The organism is Rhodanobacter aciditrophus (genome assembly GCF_050026795.1).
Classification (GTDB): domain Bacteria; phylum Pseudomonadota; class Gammaproteobacteria; order Xanthomonadales; family Rhodanobacteraceae; genus Rhodanobacter_A.
In genome coordinates this window covers 417,300-433,891 of sequence record NZ_JALBWP010000010.1, presented here as the reverse complement: position 1 = coordinate 433,891, position 16,592 = coordinate 417,300, and the positions used below count along the sequence as shown (strand labels likewise).

General features: G+C 69.6%; 14 protein-coding genes. 9 read left to right on the top strand and 5 right to left on the bottom strand.

The window, feature by feature from the left end; all coding sequences use genetic code 11:
- Positions 1–370: 370 nt before the first annotated feature.
- The 3 genes from ACQGNW_RS06860 to ubiH form a co-directional block, all read right to left on the bottom strand.
- On the bottom strand, positions 371–1,165 hold the full coding sequence (locus ACQGNW_RS06860) for a dienelactone hydrolase family protein (RefSeq protein WP_426662389.1): 795 nt from the start codon (positions 1,163–1,165) through the stop codon (positions 371–373).
- 198 nt (positions 1,166–1,363) lie between these two features.
- Positions 1,364–2,572: a UbiH/UbiF/VisC/COQ6 family ubiquinone biosynthesis hydroxylase gene (locus ACQGNW_RS06855; protein ID WP_426662388.1), complete on the bottom strand. Its 1,209-nt coding sequence runs from the start codon at positions 2,570–2,572 to the stop codon at positions 1,364–1,366.
- Complete coding sequence (gene ubiH, locus ACQGNW_RS06850; protein WP_426662387.1) at positions 2,569–3,792, bottom strand: 2-octaprenyl-6-methoxyphenyl hydroxylase; 1,224 nt, start codon at positions 3,790–3,792, stop codon at positions 2,569–2,571. Before ubiH ends, ACQGNW_RS06855 begins: the two co-directional genes overlap by 4 nt.
- Positions 3,793–3,911: 119 nt before the next feature.
- Between ubiH and ACQGNW_RS06845 the strand changes: the two genes are divergently transcribed.
- Genes ACQGNW_RS06845 through ACQGNW_RS06835 form a run of 3 tightly spaced genes read left to right on the top strand, consistent with a single transcriptional unit; the run spans position 3,912 to position 6,018 of the window.
- Positions 3,912–4,511: a hypothetical protein gene (locus tag ACQGNW_RS06845; RefSeq protein WP_426662386.1), complete on the top strand. Its 600-nt coding sequence runs from the start codon at positions 3,912–3,914 to the stop codon at positions 4,509–4,511.
- 1 nt (position 4,512) lies between these two features.
- On the top strand, positions 4,513–5,085 hold the full coding sequence (locus ACQGNW_RS06840; protein ID WP_426662385.1) for a cob(I)yrinic acid a,c-diamide adenosyltransferase: 573 nt from the start codon (positions 4,513–4,515) through the stop codon (positions 5,083–5,085).
- 12 nt (positions 5,086–5,097) lie between these two features.
- Positions 5,098–6,018 (top strand): histone deacetylase family protein, encoded by a 921-nt coding sequence (locus ACQGNW_RS06835; protein ID WP_426662733.1) that lies wholly within the window; start codon positions 5,098–5,100, stop codon positions 6,016–6,018.
- Between the two features lie 69 nt (positions 6,019–6,087).
- Here ACQGNW_RS06835 and msrB read toward each other — a convergent pair whose 3' ends face one another.
- Positions 6,088–6,540: a peptide-methionine (R)-S-oxide reductase gene (gene msrB, locus ACQGNW_RS06830; protein ID WP_426662384.1), complete on the bottom strand. Its 453-nt coding sequence runs from the start codon at positions 6,538–6,540 to the stop codon at positions 6,088–6,090.
- An 18-nt stretch (positions 6,541–6,558) separates the two neighbouring features.
- Here msrB and ACQGNW_RS06825 point away from each other — a divergent pair, with 18 nt between their 5' ends.
- The 6 genes from ACQGNW_RS06825 (at position 6,559) to ACQGNW_RS06800 (ending at position 13,581) form a co-directional block, all read left to right on the top strand.
- Positions 6,559–8,988: an LPS-assembly protein LptD gene (locus ACQGNW_RS06825; RefSeq protein WP_426662383.1), complete on the top strand. Its 2,430-nt coding sequence runs from the start codon at positions 6,559–6,561 to the stop codon at positions 8,986–8,988.
- A 31-nt stretch (positions 8,989–9,019) separates the two neighbouring features.
- Positions 9,020–10,384 (top strand): peptidylprolyl isomerase, encoded by a 1,365-nt coding sequence (locus ACQGNW_RS06820; RefSeq protein WP_426662382.1) that lies wholly within the window; start codon positions 9,020–9,022, stop codon positions 10,382–10,384.
- Positions 10,385–10,395: 11 nt separating this feature from the next.
- Entirely contained in the window at positions 10,396–11,487 is a 1,092-nt protein-coding gene (gene pdxA / locus ACQGNW_RS06815; protein WP_426662381.1) for a 4-hydroxythreonine-4-phosphate dehydrogenase PdxA, read from the top strand.
- A complete protein-coding gene (rsmA, locus tag ACQGNW_RS06810) occupies positions 11,484–12,272 on the top strand; it encodes a 16S rRNA (adenine(1518)-N(6)/adenine(1519)-N(6))-dimethyltransferase RsmA (RefSeq protein WP_426662380.1) in 789 nt (262 codons plus the stop codon). The genes pdxA and rsmA overlap by 4 nt, the downstream gene beginning before the upstream one ends.
- A gap of 61 nt (positions 12,273–12,333) precedes the next feature.
- Positions 12,334–12,717, top strand: coding sequence for a Co2+/Mg2+ efflux protein ApaG (gene apaG, locus ACQGNW_RS06805; protein ID WP_426662379.1), 384 nt, complete (start codon positions 12,334–12,336; stop codon positions 12,715–12,717).
- Between the two features lie 12 nt (positions 12,718–12,729).
- Positions 12,730–13,581 (top strand): symmetrical bis(5'-nucleosyl)-tetraphosphatase, encoded by an 852-nt coding sequence (locus tag ACQGNW_RS06800; protein ID WP_426662378.1) that lies wholly within the window; start codon positions 12,730–12,732, stop codon positions 13,579–13,581.
- Between the two features lie 129 nt (positions 13,582–13,710).
- On the opposite strand, the gene secA is transcribed toward ACQGNW_RS06800, so the two are convergent.
- Entirely contained in the window at positions 13,711–16,431 is a 2,721-nt protein-coding gene (secA, locus tag ACQGNW_RS06795; protein ID WP_426662377.1) for a preprotein translocase subunit SecA, read from the bottom strand.
- Positions 16,432–16,592 lie beyond the last annotated feature (161 nt).

Here is a 16,592-nt window from a genome sequence, read left to right as displayed (position 1 = left end):
AGCGCGCTCCCGGCGCGCAGAAGCAACAGCCGGAGCAAAGCGAAGCGCTGCAAGCTCGCTGCGCTTTGGTTTCTGGCGCGCACGATGCGCGCCTGCTCTTGTGGGGCCCCTGGGCGGCGGTGAGGCGGGGACGACAAGGCCGCGCAGCGGGCGAGTCCACGGATGGACTCGCCTTTTCGCGCGGGCAGGAGCCCGCTCGAAAAGCCCGGCCACGCCTCGCGGACTTGCCGGGCAGGACGCCCGGCAAGCGCCAACCGGGGTGGCCTCTCTTTTGGTTACTTTTCTCTGGCCACCCAGAGAAAAGTGACTCGGGCGCCGGCAGGCGACCGAAACCGCCTTGAACCCAACGCATGGCGCGCAACCGGCGCGATCAATCGCGCCCCGCAAACGCCTCCCGCAACCACGCACGCATCAACCCGTAGGAGCGCGCCGCGATCTTCGCGTCGTACTTGCAGCCCGGCGAGTTCTCGCCCACCTCGGTGAAGCAGTGCACCGCATGGCCCAACACCACGAACTGCCAGTCGGCGGGGCTCTGGCGCATCTCGTCCATGAACTTGTCGGCGTCCTTCATCGTCCAGGTGTCGTCGGCGCCGTTCATCGCCAGCACGCGGGCCTTGATGTGCTTCGCCATCGATGCATCGTCGGTGGAAAGGTCGCCGTGGAAGGAAACCACCGCGGCCACGTCCGCGCCGCTGCGCGCGAGATCGAGCACCGCCGCGCCACCGAAGCAGAAGCCGATGGCGGCGAGCTTCGCCGTGTCGATCGGCGCGTCCTTCGCCTGCGCCCTGAGCTGGGCCAGCGCCTCGTTCACGCGCTGGCGCATCAGGGCGCGGTTCGCGTACAGCGGTTTCACCGCGGCCTGTGCCTGGTCGGCATTGTCCAGCTGCGGACGCACGCCGGCGCCGTACATGTCGGTGAGCAGGATCACGTAGTCCTTGCCCGCGATCGTCTCGGCCTTCCTGATCGCCTCGTCGTTCACGCCGAACCAGTTCGGCACCATCACCAGGCCCGGGCGCTTTGCGCTCGTGGCGTTGTCGTAGACCAGCACGCTGTGGAAACGGGTGCCGTCCAGCGTCCATTCGACCGGACGATGCACCATCTTCGCCTGCGCGGCGAAGGCGAAACCGGCGAGCAGGAATGCGGCGAGACAACGGATGTGGCGCATGGCGAAACCCTCCTTCAAATGGAACCTGATTAGCGGCGAGAATCAGCTAGAAGCGGCTTTCGTTTTTGAGGAGTGCGGCCATGGATGGCCGCCCATTTGATCTTCGCGATCGGGAATGATCGCATTTGCTTGAAAGTGCGGCCATGGATGGCCGCCCGTTCGACTTTCGCGTTCTCGGACGAACGCAAAAACAAAGCATCAAAGCCCGGCTGCGTGCTCCGCGAGGCGCCGCTTGAGCGGCGCCAGCCTGTCGAGCAGGCGCACGCCCAGACCGCGTACGGCGACCAACGCCGGCGCCTGCCAGGCGTAGATGCGCGCCAGTGCGTCGAAACCGCGCGCGTCCAGCGTGTCGGCACTGCGGCGGCGGCGCGCATAGCGGCGCAGCACATGGGCGGCGGCGAAGTCGCGGCCCGCCTCGCGCGCGGCGACCAGCACGTCGCGCAACTCGGCCACGTCGCGCAAACCGAGATTCACGCCCTGCCCCGCCAGCGGGTGCACCGCATGTGCGGCATCGCCCAGCAGCACTAGGCGCTCCGCCTGGTAGGCCTCGGCCAGCTGCAGCCGGAGCGGGAACGCGGCACGTTTCGTGGTGGACACGATGCGCCCCAGCCGGAAATCGCTGGCGACACCCAGTTCGCCCATGAAGGCTTCGTCGTCCAGCGCCAGCACGCGCTGCGCCTCGGCCTCGGGCAGCGACCACACGATGGAACTGCGCCCATCGGCCAGCGGCAGCAGCGCCAGCGGACCGGTGGGCAGGAAGCGCTGCCACGCCGTCCGTCCGTGCGGCCGTTCGGTGGCCACATGCGCCACCACCGCGCGCTGCGCGTAGTCGTGGCCACGGACACCGATGCCGGCCATCGCACGCAGCGGCGAGGCCGCGCCGTCGGCAGCCACCACGAGCCGCGCGGACAGGCTTTCGCCACCGGCCAGGTCCAGCACCACGCGATCCTCGCGCGCATCCAGTCCAAGCACCTCGGCCGGGCACAGCCGGCGCACGCCCGCCGCCTCCAGCGCCTGCCACAGCGTCCACTGCACCAGGTTGTTCTCGACGATGTGGCCAAGCAGGTCGCGCCCTTCGTCCGCGGCATCGAAGTCGATGGCCGCACCGTTCTCGGCGTCCCACACGTGCATGTGCGCGTAGGGACCGCAACGCGATTGCCGTATGGACGTCCAGACGCCCAGATCCTCCAGCAGCGCGATGGACGAGGGCGCCAGCCCCACCACGCGCAGGTCCACCTCGTCGTCGGCATGCCACGGCTGCGGCGCGCGCGCCTCCAGCAGCGCGGTGGCGAAGCCGGCCCGGGCCAATGCCAGCGCCGCGGCGGCGCCCACCATGCCGCCGCCGACCACGGCAACATCCAGCGCGGGACCGCGACGCGGCGCATGGGTGTAGTGCGAGACGCTCATGGCAGGCGCTCCAGCACCGCGCGCGGCGGCTCGCCACGGAAGCCCATGCCATGGCGCGCCAGCCTGCGTTGCAGCGGCGCGAAACGGTCGTGGGCAAGCAGCGCCAGCGAGCGCAGCGGGGCCAGCAGCGGTTGTTCGAGGCAGGCGAGACGCACCAGGCCATGGCTCATCGCCATGGTGCCCTCCCGGTCGGGCGTGCGGCGCGCGGCGTAGCGCTCCAGCAGTTCGGGCGCGCCCGGGTCGTCCGCCGCGGCCACCAGCTCGGCGAGGGTCAGCGCATCGCGCAGGCCGAGGTTGAAGCCCTGCGCGCCGATCGGGTGCACGGTCTGTGCCGCGTTGCCCACCAGCACCGCGCGCGGGCCGACGAGGCGCTGCGCGGCGACGCGACGGATCGCGTAGGGGTGGCGCTTGCCCGGACGCGACAGCCGGCCCAGACGCCAACCGAAGCGCTGCTGCGCCAGCGCGACGAAGCCGTCATCGTCCAGCGCAGCGACCTCGCCGGCCTGTTCCGCCGGCACGGTGAGCACCAGCCCGCAGCGCTGCTCGGCCAGCGGCAGCAGCGCCACCGGGCCATGGCCGGAAAAGCGCTCGAACGCGCGATGGGCATGCGCGCGCTCCGGCGTGACGGTGGCGACGAACAGGGTCTGTCCGTAGTCGTGGTGCTCGGCGCCGATGCCGAGCTGGCCGCGCACGAAGGACTCGGTACCGTCGGCGCCCACCAGCAGTGCGGCATCGACCGTGCGTTCGCCGCCGGCGGTACGGATGCGGGCGCGCCAGCCAGCGGCCAGCGGTTCCAGCGACTCGAGCTTTGCGGGTGCAAGCCGGGTCAGCCGGGTGCATTCGTCCAGCCGGCGCAGCAGGGCCACGCCCAGTTCGCGCGCGGGCAGGGTCCAGCCCAGCGCATCCACGCCGTGCTTTTCCGCGTCGATGCGCGCGCTGCCGAACTCGCCGGCGCGGCTGACGTGGATGTGCCGGATCGGCGTGGCCTGCGCCGCCGCATGCGGCCACACGCCGACCGCAGCGAGGCCGTTGACGGTGGCGCGGGCCAGAGCGAGGTTGCGCTCGTCGTAGCTGGGCTGGGCGTCGGTGTGCGGCGCGGCGGCCTCGACCAGGGTGGCGGCGACGCCGGCGGCGTCCAGCGCGATGGCGAGGCTGGCGCCGACCAGGCCGCCGCCGACGATCAGCACGCCGCCGGCGGCATGGGATGCGGTGGGATTCATGCGCCGGATGATACGCGGCGGCGCGGCACCGGCGCACGGGCACGACATTCCCGCATCAGTCCGGCCGCATTGGGATAAACTTGGGCGTCTGAATCCCGCCGAGCTGCACGGAGTCCACAATGGCAACCTCAACGACCCGACGCCTGGCCATCTTCCTGGGCCTGGCCCTGGTGATGGGCGTCACCCGCATCCATCCCTCGCTGCTGCACCACGCGTTGTGGGATGCCTCGTGGGGCGTGTTCTTCCTCGCCGGGTTCTGGCTGCGTGGCCAGGGCCGCTGGGCCTTTCCGTTGCTGATGGCCGAAGCCGTGCTGGCGGACTACCTGGTCATCACCGGCCAGGGCATCGACTTCTGGAGCCATTACTGCGTGTCGCCGGCCTACTGGTTCCTGGCGCCTTCCTACGGTGCGCTGTGGCTGGGCGGCAGCTGGCTGGCGAAGCGCCAGCAGGGCCTGAACCTGCGCACGCTGGGCCTGGCCGTCGCCGCGCTGCTGGTCGCCGAGGGCCTGTGCTACCTGATCTCCAACGGCAGCTTCTACTGGATCAGCGCCAGCGTGCCCGCGCCGCGCAACCTCGCCGCGTGGTTCGCCAACCTCGGCGACTGGTACCTGCCGTTCCTCGCCGGCACCGCCGCCTACGTGGCGCTGGGCGCCGCGCTGCACGCGCTGGCGACCCAGCTGTCGCGCGCCGCGCAGCATGGCGGCCAGACCCAGCACTGACGTGGGCAACCGACTCTCCAGGATCTACACGCGCACCGGCGACGACGGTTCCACCGGCCTGGGCGACGGCTCGCGCGTGTCGAAGGATTCGCCGCGCGTCGTCGCCTACGGCACCGTGGACGAACTCAACAGCACGATCGGCATGGTGCTGGCCTGCGAGGGCGTGGACGAGGTGGTGCGCGAGGCGCTGGTCCAGATCCAGCACGAACTGTTCGACCTCGGCGGCGAGCTGTGCATCCCCGGCATGGCGATGGTCGCGGATGCCGACATCGCGCGACTGGAAACCGTGCTCGACGCCTTCAACGAGCCGCTGCCGCCACTGAAGGAATTCATCCTGCCCGGCGGCGGCATGGCCGCGGCCTGCTGCCACCTGGCGCGCACCGTGTGCCGCCGCGCCGAGCGCGAAGTGATCACGCTGCGCCACGCGGAACCCGCAGTACGACCGCAGACGCAGCGCTACCTCAACCGCCTCTCCGACCTGCTTTTCGTGCTGTGCCGCGTGCTGGCGCGCGCCGGCGGCCACGGCGAAGTGCTGTGGCAGCACGAGCGGCGGCGCAAGCCCACCGCCGGCTGAAGCCGCCGCATGCTGCGGCTGTACACCCATCCGGCCTGTCTGCAGCACGACAACGGCCCCGGCCACCCGGAATCGGCGGCGCGACTCACCGCCGTGCTGCACGCGCTGGACCACGACCGCTATGCCGCGCTGGACCGCGTGGAGGCCCCGCGCGCCAGCCGCGAGCAGTTGCTGCGCGTGCACACGCCGGCCCACGTCGAACGTATCCTCGCCGCCGTGCCGGCCGGCAAGGCCCTGCGGCTGGACGAGGACACCCTGCTGTCGCCCGGCTCCGCCGAGGCCGCGCTGCGCGCCGCCGGCGCCGCGGTGGCCGCGGTGGACGCGGTGCTCGGCGGCGGCCACGTGCGCCGCGCATTTTGCGCGGTGCGCCCGCCCGGCCACCACGCCACGCGCGAACGGGCGATGGGCTTCTGCCTGTTCAACAACGTGGCGGTGGCCGCGGCACACGCGCTGGCGGCGCATGGCCTGAAGCGCGTGGCGATCGCCGACTTCGACGTGCACCACGGCAACGGCACGCAGGACATCTTCTGGCGCGAGCCGCGCGTGCTGTTCGCCTCCAGCCACCAGATGCCGCTGTATCCGGGCGGCGGCGGCCCGGACGAACGGGGCGCGGGCAACATCCTCAACCGCCCGCTGTCGGCCGGCGACGGCTCGTACCTGTTCCGCGAATTGTGGGAGGGCGACCTGCTGCCGCGGCTGCATGCGTTCCGGCCGCAGCTGCTGCTGGTCTCGGCCGGCTTCGACGCGCACCAGCGCGACCCGCTGGCCGACCTGTGCCTCGGCAGCGAGGACTACGCCTGGATCACCGCGAAGCTGGTCGAGCTGGCGAACCGGCACGCGGACGGCCATCTCGTCTCCACGCTGGAGGGTGGCTACGACCTCACCGCGCTGGCAGCCAGCGCGGCGGCGCACGTCGGGGCGCTGCTGGAGTAGCGACGCAACCGGTGCGCGACGGCGTTGGCCTGGATCGAGCGCGCGGGCATCCGCGTGCCGGGTGCGCGCCTACACCGGCACGACCTCCAGCGCCAGCAAGTTGATGCAGTAGCGCAGTCCCGTGGGCTTCGGGCCGTCGGGGAACATGTGCCACAGGTGCGAGTCGCCATGCGCGCAGCGCACCTCGATGCGGCGCATGCCATGGCTGTCGTCGTCGAAGCTGGCCACCGCGGCAGGGATCGGCGGTTGCCGGAAGCCGGGCCGGCCCGAGCCGGAATCGTATTTGCCGTCCGAACCGAACAGGGCGCTGCGACAGGCGACGCAGACATGGGCGCCGGCGGCATGATGGTGGCACCACTTGCCGCTGGACGGCAGCGCAGTGGCCGCCCCGGACTGAGCTCGGCACGCCGTTCCGCCTCGCTTCTGGCCAGCCCGGGTTCGTTCATCACCGAACCCTCGCCACCCTCGCAGGCCCTGCGCCTGCCTGATCTGGGGTGTTTCTGCTAGTTTTACGGGCCTCACGGCCGCCGGGTTTCCATTGTGACGCGCAAGCTCCCTCCACGACGCCTGCTGGCGGTTGCCGCCGCGCTTGCCCTGATCGGCGGCCCCGTCGAAGCCATGGGCGGCACCCCGGGACAACAACGCAAGAGTTCGCTGGACGGCAGCGAGCAGGTTTGTCCGCTCGGTTCCTTCCACTGCCCGCCGCGGCCGTACAACTACGCGATGTGCCGCCCGAACGCGATGCTGGAGTTCTACGACCCCACGCTGAGTCGCGACAGCAGCCTGCGCGACAGCAGCAACACCTACGTGACCGCGCAGCACGTGGACAGTTCCGACCGGACCGTCTACCACCTCTCCGGCGACGTGCGCCTGGAACGCGCCGACCAGCGGCTGCAGGCGGACACGGCCGACTACAACGACGAGACCACCGATTACGACGCGCGCGGCAACGTGCGCTACCAGGATGCCGGCCAGCTGCTCGCCGCCACCCGCGCCCGCGGCAACAACGACGCCAGCACCGGTACCGCCGACGACGTGCGCTACCAGATGCTGGATTCGCGCGGCAACGGCACCGCCAGCAAGGCGCAGATGTTCGACGCCGACCACACCCGCTACTCGCGGGCCACCTACTCCACCTGCGATGTGGGCCATCACCTGTGGGAGTTCCGCGGCAAGTCGATCACCGTCGACAAGGACACCGGCCGCGGCGTGGCGCGCAATGCCACCTTCCGGGTCGGCAGCGTGCCGCTGATCTACCTGCCGTGGTTCAGCTTCCCGGTGGACAACCGCCGCATGAGCGGCTTCCTGTATCCCACGATCGGCCACACCAGCCGCTCGGGCTACATGCTCAGCACGCCGTACTACCTGAACCTCGCACCGAACTACGACGCCACGCTGGATCCGCGCGTCTACACCCTGCGCGGCGCCATGCTGGACACCGAGTTCCGCTACCTGCTGCCGGGCACCAGCGGCATGCTGGACGTGCAGTACCTGCCGAACGACCACGGCCAGACCGACCCGCTTGCCACCACCGACACCCAGGGCACGCGGCGCTACCTGGTCCACTTCAGCGACAGCACCCACCTGTGGCAGAGCTGGAACTTCAACACCTCGATCAACCGCAGCTCGGACAACAGCTTCTACTATGACTTCGGCAGCAACCTGGGCGGCGCGCCGGTGTACGCGCTGGCGTCCGGCGCACAGATATCCGGTGGCGGCAAATGGTGGAACGCCTCGCTGGGCGGCACCGCCTACCAGAACATGAACCCGTTCCTCACCGACGCATCACTGCCTTACCGGCAGTTGCCGTACGCCAATTTCAACCTGGACCTGCCGCTGAACCGCTGGCTGGAATTCGGCATGGCCAACCAGTTCACGGCGTTCCGCAAGCCGGGGTTCGTGGAAGGCAGCCGCGAGGACATCCAGCCCTGGGTCGGCGCCGACTTCGGCACGCCGGGCTGGTTCGTGCGCCCGCGCCTGGCGTACCGCTACACCTCCTACCAGCTCAGCAACGGCTACCGGGACTACGGCTACTACGGCCTGCTGGGCAGCGGCACGACGACCCCGTTCACGCAGAAGTCGCCCAGCCGTGCGCTGCCGGTGGTCAGCGTGGACAGCGGCCTGGTGTTCGACCGCGATGCTTCGCTGTTCGGCCAGAGCTACACGCAGACGCTGGAACCGCGGCTGTACTACCTGTACGTGCCCTACCGCAACCAGGACAACCTGCCGCTGTTCGACACCAGCCTGATGTCGTTCGACTACTGGCAGCTGTTCTCCACCAACCAGTTCTCCGGCGCGGACCGCCAGATGAACGCGAACAACCTCACCGCCGCCATCACCACCCGCCTGCTTGACGACGGCGGCGTGGAGCGGCTGTCCGCGAGCTTCGGCCAGATCCGCTACTTCGCCCCGCAGAAGGTGCAGATGCCGGGCGGCAAGGTCACCGACTGGTCCGGCTCGTCCTACGTGGCCCAGCTGGACCTCCAGCTCAGCGACCGCTGGCGCCTCGGCAGCTCCTACCAGTGGAGTCCGAACACCCGCCGCACCGACATGGCGATGCTGCAGCTGCAGGGGCGGCTGGGCCTGGACGGCGTGGTCAACTTCGCCTACCGCTACCGGCGCGGGCTGATGGAACAATACAGCGCCTCGGCGGTCTACCCGCTGTCCGAGCGCTGGCGCCTGATCGGCGCATGGACGTATGCGAAGCCGGTCAAGGGCGTGGTCAACCCGCTGAAGGGCACGATCGAGGCGCTGGCCGGCGTGGAGTACGACAGCTGTTGCGTCACCCTGCGGCTGGTCGACCGCAGCTACGTGAACCAGGGTTATTACGGCGTCGTGCCGCCGAGGACGCCGGGCCAGACCAACCTGCGCGACAACGCGGTGATGTTCGAGGTCGTCTTCAAGGGCCTGGGCTCCACCGGCGGCCAGATCGACCCGCTGCTGCACCGTGATATTCTCGGCTATCAATAAACCGCTGTACCCACTCTTCGGCTGCTCCCTGATGAAGCGATTCCTCGCCCTGCTCCTGCCCGCCCTCGTGCTCGCGCTGCCCGCGCAGGCGCAGCTGCTGCCCGGCGCCAGCCCCGGCGCCGCGCCCGCCGGCCAGGCCCAACCGCTGGACCGCATCGTGGCGGTGGTGAACGAGGACGTGATCCTGCAAAGCGAGCTCGACAACGCCGTGCGCTCGATCCAGCAGCAATACGCCAGCCAGCCCGGCCAGCTGCCCCCGATGAACGTGCTGCGGCAGCAGGTGCTGGACCGACTGATCCTGATGAAGCTGCAGCTGCAGAAGGCCGACGACCAGGGCATCCACGTCTCCGATGCCGACGTCGACCAGGCGGTGGCCGAAGTGGCGCAGCAGAACAAGATGAACCCTGACCAGCTGCGCGCCGAAGTGCAGCGCAGCGGCGAGGACTTCACCGCGTTCCGCCAGCAGCTGGCCGACCAGCTCACCGTGCAGCACCTGCACCAGAGCGTGGTGCACGACCAGGTTTCGGTCACCGACAGCGAGATCGACAACCTGCTCGCCAGCCCCGCCTACAAGGCCGGCGAGGTACACCTGGCGCACATCCAGATCAGCATCCCGGGCGGCGCGGATGCCGCCGCGATCCAGGCTGCGGCGGCCAAGGCCGAGCAGGCGATCAACGCGATCAAGGGCGGCATGGACTTCAACGCGGCGGCGATCCGCTACTCCGACGCGCCCGACGCGCTGGACGGCGGCGACCTCGGCTGGCGCCGCATGGACGAGATTCCGCCGGCCTTCGCCGACACCGTGGCCAACATGAAGCCCGGTGACGTCAGCCCTGCGCTGCGCGGCCCCACCGGCTTCCACATCATCAAGCTGATCGGCCAGCGCGCGCCGTCCAAGCAGATCGTCACCGAGTACCACGCACGCCAGATCCTGCTGAAGCCGAGCGAGCTGATGTCTCCCGCCCAGGCCCAGCAGAAGGCACAGGAGCTGTACGACCAGATCGTCGACAAGCACGCCGATTTCGCCAAGCTGGCCAAGGAAAACTCCAAGGACGACACCACCGCCAACCTCGGTGGCGACATGGGCTGGTTCGCGCAGCAGGCGTGGGGCAGCGCCATCGCGCAGCAGCTCGCGCAGCTCAAGCCGAACGAGGTATCCAAGCCGTTCCAGACCGGTAGCGGCTGGGACATCCTGCAGCTCCTCGGCACCCGCCAGAGCGACCTCACCACGCAGATGGAACGCGACCAGGCCCGCCAGGCGATCGGCAACCGCAAGGCCGAACAGGCCTACGATGACTTCCTGCGCGACCTGCGCGCCAACGCCTACATCCACGTGCTGGTGCCGGCGCTGCGCGACGAGGTCAACACGCCGGCCGGCGCCGGGAAAGCGTCCTAAGAGCCACCGGCATGGCGCTCCCGCGGCTCGCCGTCACTGCTGGTGAGCCGGCCGGAGTCGGCCCGGAGCTGATTGCGCGGCTGGCCGCCACGCCGCTGGCGGCCGACCTGGTGGCGATCAGCGACCGTGGCCTGCTCGAACGTGCCGCCGCACGCTGCGGCCTGGGCGTCGTCTTCACCGACGACGATGGCGCGCCGCGCGAACGACGCGATCCCGGCAGCCTGCGCGTGCACCATGTGCCGCTCGGCACGGTGGAAGCCCCCGGCCAGCCCGATCCACGCAACGCACACCACGTGCTGGCCACCCTGGCCGAGGCCGCCGACGGTTGCATGGCCGGCCGCTACGCGGCCGTGGTCACCGCGCCGCTGCAGAAGGCCTCGATCAACGAGGCCGGCATCCGCTTCAGCGGCCACACCGAGTTCTTCGCCGAACGCGCCGGTGCCGACGTGGTGATGATGCTGGCCAGCCCGGAACTGCGCGTGGCGCTGGCCACCACCCACCTGCCGCTGGCCGCGGTGCCGGCGGCGATCACCCGCGTCGCACTGGAACGGTCACTGCGCATCGTGCACGCGGAGCTGCGCGGGAAATTCGGCATCGCGCAGCCGCGCATCGCGGTGCTGGGCCTGAATCCCCACGCCGGCGAAGGCGGCCACCTGGGCCGCGAGGAACTGGACACCATCATTCCGCTGCTGGAAGAGCTGTGTGCCGAAGGCATGCGGCTGCTCGGCCCGCTGCCCGCCGACACCGCCTTCGTGCCCGCGCAGCGTGCGCGTTACGACGCGGTGCTGGCGATGTACCACGACCAGGCGCTGCCGGTGCTGAAGAGCGAAGCCTTCGACCGCACCGTCAACCTCACCCTCGGCCTGCCCTTCATCCGCACCTCGGTCGACCACGGCACCGCGCTGGACCTCGCCGGCACCGGTCGCGCCGACCCCGCCAGCCTGGTCGCCGCCGCGAACATGGCATTGGAACTCGTGGAGCGTCGCGCCACTCATCCATCCTCTCCCCTGCGGGGCACGCGGGGAGGCGCCATGGATGGCGCCAGCTCTGCGGAGCGAGGAGAGGAACGAGATGAGGGGCCAATCTTGCGAAGAACCCCATGAACGCCCGCCCCAAGAAAAGCTTCGGCCAGCACTTCCTGCACGACCGTCGCTACATCGACGACATCGTGCGCGCGATCGCACCGCGCTCGGGCGACTTCCTCGTTGAGATCGGCCCCGGCGAAGGCGCGCTCACGCTGCCGCTGCTGGCCGCGGCTGGCAGCCTCACCGCGATCGAGCTGGATACCGACCTGATTCCCGCGTTGCAGGAACGCGCCGCGGCGGTCGGCGAGCTGACGGTGGTCCACGCCGACGTGCTCAAGGTGGACTTCGCCGCGCTGGCGCACCGCCACGGCGTGCAGCGCCTGCGCATCGCCGGCAACCTGCCCTATTACATCTCCAGTCCGATCCTGTTCCACTGCGTCGAGCACGCGGCGGCGATCGAGGACATGCACTTCATGCTGCAGAAGGAGGTCGTCGACCGCATGGCGGCCGAGCCCGGCAGCAAGGTGTACGGCCGGCTGTCGGTGATGCTGCAACTGGCCTGCCGCGTGGTGCCGCTGTTCGAAGTCCCGCCTGCAGCATTCCGGCCGCCGCCGAAGGTGGACTCGGCGGTGGTGCGGGTCATTCCGCTGGCGCCGCACGAGCGCCACGACGCCGCCCCCGAACTGCTGCACGCGGTGGTGAAGGCCGCGTTCGGCCAGCGCCGCAAGACGCTGGGCAATGCGTTGCGCCAGCTGCTCGATGCCGAGGCGATCCGCAGCGCCGACGTCGATCCGAAGGCGCGCGCAGAAACGCTGGCACCGGAGGATTTCGTGCGACTGGCCAAGCGGCTCGGCGCGCGCTGAGCGTCCGCGCAAGCCGCCGCGCGGACGTCCGTTCGCCGGCGACAGGCCTTACAATCGTCGCATGAGCGAAAACAATCCCTACACGATCGACGTGCAGGTGCGGACGCGTTTCGTCCCCGACCAGTCCCGCCCCGACGACAACCGCTACGTGTTCGCCTACACCATCACGCTGCGCAACGCGGGCAGCGTGCCCGCGCAACTGCTGGCCAGGCATTGGGTGATCACCGACGCCAACGGCAAGGTGGAGGAAGTGCGCGGCGACGGCGTGGTGGGCGAACAGCCCTGGATGCGCCCGGGCGACGACTACGAATACACCTCCGGCGCGGTGCTGGAGACGCCGGTGGGCACCATGGGCGGCAGCTACCAGATGCTGGCCGACGACGGCACCCGCTTCGAGGCGCCGATCCCGTCGTTCACCCTGTCCATCCCGCGCACGCTGCACTGACGGCAACGCAGGATGGCTACTTACGCGATCGGCGACGTGCAGGGCTGCTACCCGGAACTGCAACGCCTGCTGGACAAGCTGCGCTTCGACCCGGCGACGGACCGGCTGTGGTTCTGCGGCGACCTGGTGAACCGCGGCGGCCAGTCGCTCGCCACGCTGCGGTTGATCCACGGCCTGCGCGAGCAGAGCGTCGTCACTCTGGGCAACCACGACCTCAGCCTGCTGGCGATCTCGCTGCGCAAGCCCGAGGCACAGGCCAAGGTGAACCCCGAGTTGCGCGAGGTGCTGTTCGCCGACGACGCACCGGTGCTGTTCGAATGGCTGCGTTCGCAGAAGCTGCTGCATCACGACGAACAGCTCGGCTGGACCATGATCCACGCCGGCCTCGCGCCTTCATGGACGCTGCGCCAGGCGCAGAAGGCCGCGCAGGAGGTGGAGCGCGAGCTGTCCAGCCCGCGCTACCCGCGCATCCTGCGCAACCTGTTCGGCAACCGGCCGGCCAGCTGGTCGAACCGCCTGCAGGGGCTGGACCGCCACCGCGCCACGATCAACCTGCTCACCCGCATGCGCTACTGCGACGTCAACGGCCGTATCGACTTCGAGGGCAAGGGCGTGCCGGGCACCCAGCGGCCCGGGCTGTACCCGTGGTTCGAGGTGCCCGGGATGCGCCGGCGCGAGACGCGCATCGTCTGCGGCCACTGGTCCGCGCTGGGCCGCTTCGCGGGCCTCGGCGTGTACGCGATCGACACCGGCTGCGTGTGGGGTGGCCAGCTCACTGCGCTGCAGCTGGACGCCGAGGAACCGCGCTACGTCACCGTGAACGCCGATCCACACCGCAAACGGCCGCCTGGCGGCGACGATTGAACCGTGGCCGTGCGGCCGGCCGGCACCCGTGAAAAACCCCGCCGCGGCGGGGTTTTCTCTGAGGAGTGCGGCCATGGACAGCCGCCCATTTGACTTTCGCGATCAGGGATCGATCGCAAGGAGAAGTCCTCAGGCCAGCTGGCCGTGGCAGTGCTTGTATTTCTTGCCCGAGCCGCATGGACAGGGATCGTTGCGGCCGACGCGCGGCGTGTCCGGCTGCTGCAGGTGCAGGGCGGCGGCCACGCCGGTCGGATCGGCTTCGAGGCCACCGGTGGGCGCGCCGCCGCCGCTGGCCAGCATCTGCCGCTGCAGCCGCTCGGCAAGACGCTGCTGCTCGGCCTCCATCGCGGCGACCTCCTCCTCGCTGCGGATGCGGATGCGCGCCAGCATCTGCACCACTTCGGCCTTGATGCGGTCGAGCATGTCGGAGAACAGGCGGAACGACTCGCGCTTGAACGCCTGCTTGGGGTCCTGTTGCGCGTAGCCCACCAGATAGATGCCCTGGCGCAGGTAGTCCATGTTCGCCAGGTGCTCCTTCCAGGCGTTGTCGACCACGGTCAGCATGATGTGCTTTTCCAGCGCGCGCATGGTCTCGGCGCCGACCTGCGCCTCCTTCGCCTGGAACAGCTCGTCCACTCCGCCGCGCACGTGTTCGAGGATCATCGCGGCGTCGACTTCCGACTGCTGCTCCAGCCAGTGCGGCAGATCCAGCGCCAGGCCGAACTTGCCCTCCAGCTCGCGGTCGAGGCCGGGGATGTCCCACTGCTCGTCGATGCTCTCCGGCGGCACGTGGTCGCGCACGATGCTCTCGACCACGTCGTGACGGATGTCGGCCACGGTGGCGGACACGTCCTCGCCTTCCAGCAGCTCGTCGCGCTGGCGGTAGATCACCTTGCGCTGGTCGTTGGCGACGTCGTCGAACTCGAGCAGGTGCTTGCGGATGTCGAAGTTGTGCTGCTCGACCTTGCGCTGCGCCTTCTCGATCTGGCGGCTGATCATCCTGTCTTCGAGCGCGTCGTCTTCCTTCATGCCGAAGCGCTTCATCCAGCGGATCAGGCCCTCGCCGCCGAAGATGCGCAGCAGGTTGTCCTCCAGCGACAGGTAGAAGCGCGAGGAGCCCGGATCGCCCTGGCGGCCGGAGCGGCCACGCAGCTGGTTGTCGATGCGGCGCGACTCGTGGCGCTCGGTGCCGATGATATGCAGGCCGCCGGCGGCCAGCACCTGCTCATGGCGCTTCTTCCACTCGGCCTTGACGCGGGCGCGCTCCACCTCGGTGGCCTCGGCGGGCAACGCGGCCAGCTCGGCGTCCAGGCTGCCGCCGAGCACGATGTCGGTGCCGCGGCCGGCCATGTTGGTGGCGATGGTGACCTGGCCCGGGCGGCCGGCCTGGGCGACGATCAGCGCCTCGCGCTCGTGCTGCTTGGCGTTGAGCACCTCGTGCGGAATCTTCTGCGCGCGCAGCTGGCTGGACAGCAGTTCGGACACCTCGATCGAGGTGGTACCCACCAGCACCGGCTGGCCACGTTTGTGGCAGTCCTTGATGTCCTCGATCACCGAGTTGTACTTGGCCTGCTGGCCGAGGAAGACCAGGTCGGCGTTGTCCTTGCGGATCATCGGCTTGTGGGTGGGGATCACCACCACTTCCAGGCCGTAGATGCTCTGGAACTCGAACGCCTCGGTGTCGGCCGTGCCGGTCATGCCGGCCAGCTTCTTGTACATGCGGAACAGGTTCTGGAACGTCACCGTGGCCAGCGTCTGGTTCTCGCGCTGGATCGGCACGCCTTCCTTCGCCTCCACCGCTTGGTGCAGGCCGTCGGACCAGCGCCGCCCCGGCAGCGTGCGGCCGGTGAACTCGTCGACGATGATCACCTCGCCGTCGCGCACGATGTAGTCCACGTCGCGCTGGTAGATCGCGTTGGCACGCAGGGCGGCATTGAGGTGGTGCACCACGGCGAGGTTCTTGGCGTCGTAGAGGCTGCTGTCCTCGCTGATCACGCCGGCCTCGCGCAGCAGCTCCTCGGCGTGTTGCATGCCGTCCTCGGAGAGGTGCACCTGCTTCTGTTTCTCGTCGACCCAGAAGTCTCCGGCGCCATCCTCCTCCGGCTGGCGGATCATGCGCGGCACGATGCGGTTCACGGCGATGTAGAGCTGCGGCGAATCCTCGGCCGGGCCGGAGATGATCAGCGGGGTGCGCGCCTCGTCGATCAGGATCGAGTCCACCTCGTCGACGATGGCGTAGTTGAGGCCGCGCTGGTAGCGCTGCTCCTTGCTGAGCGCCATGTTGTCGCGCAGGTAGTCGAAGCCGAACTCGTTGTTGGTGCCGTAGGTGATGTCGGCGGCGTAGGCCTTGTGCTTGTCGGCATGGTCCATGCCCGGCCAGACCACGTCGGTGCTGAGGCCGAGGAAACTGTACAGCTTGCCCATCTGCGCCGCGTCGCGGCGGGCGAGGTAGTCGTTCACGGTGACCACGTGCACGCCCTTGCCTTCCAGCGCGTTGAGGTACACCGGCAGCGTGGCCACCAGGGTCTTGCCCTCGCCGGTGCGCATCTCGGCGATCTTGCCCTGGTGCAGCACCATGCCGCCGATCAGCTGCACGTCGTAGTGGCGCATGCCGAGCACACGCTTGGCGCCCTCGCGCACCACCGCGAACGCCTCGGGCAGCAGCTTGTCCAGCGTTTCGCCCGTGGCGACGCGCTGCTTGAATTCCGTGGTCTTGCCGCGCAGCGCCTCGTCGCTCAGCTTCTCGAACTCGGGCTCCAGCGCATTGACGCGCCCTACGATCCGCGACAACTGGCGCAGCACGCGCTCGTTGCGACTGCCGAAAATGCTGGTGAGGGCACGATTGAGCATCGATCTTCCGGATGACGAGGGCAAAGGCCGCGCCTCGGCGCGAACCAAACGGGCATGTTACTACACGGACCCGGACGGCACGCATGGCGAGGGTCCCGACGGTCTTCCGGCATGGCGGCGCCGGCGCGCGGATTCAAGTGCGGCCCGCGCGACGCGTGGCG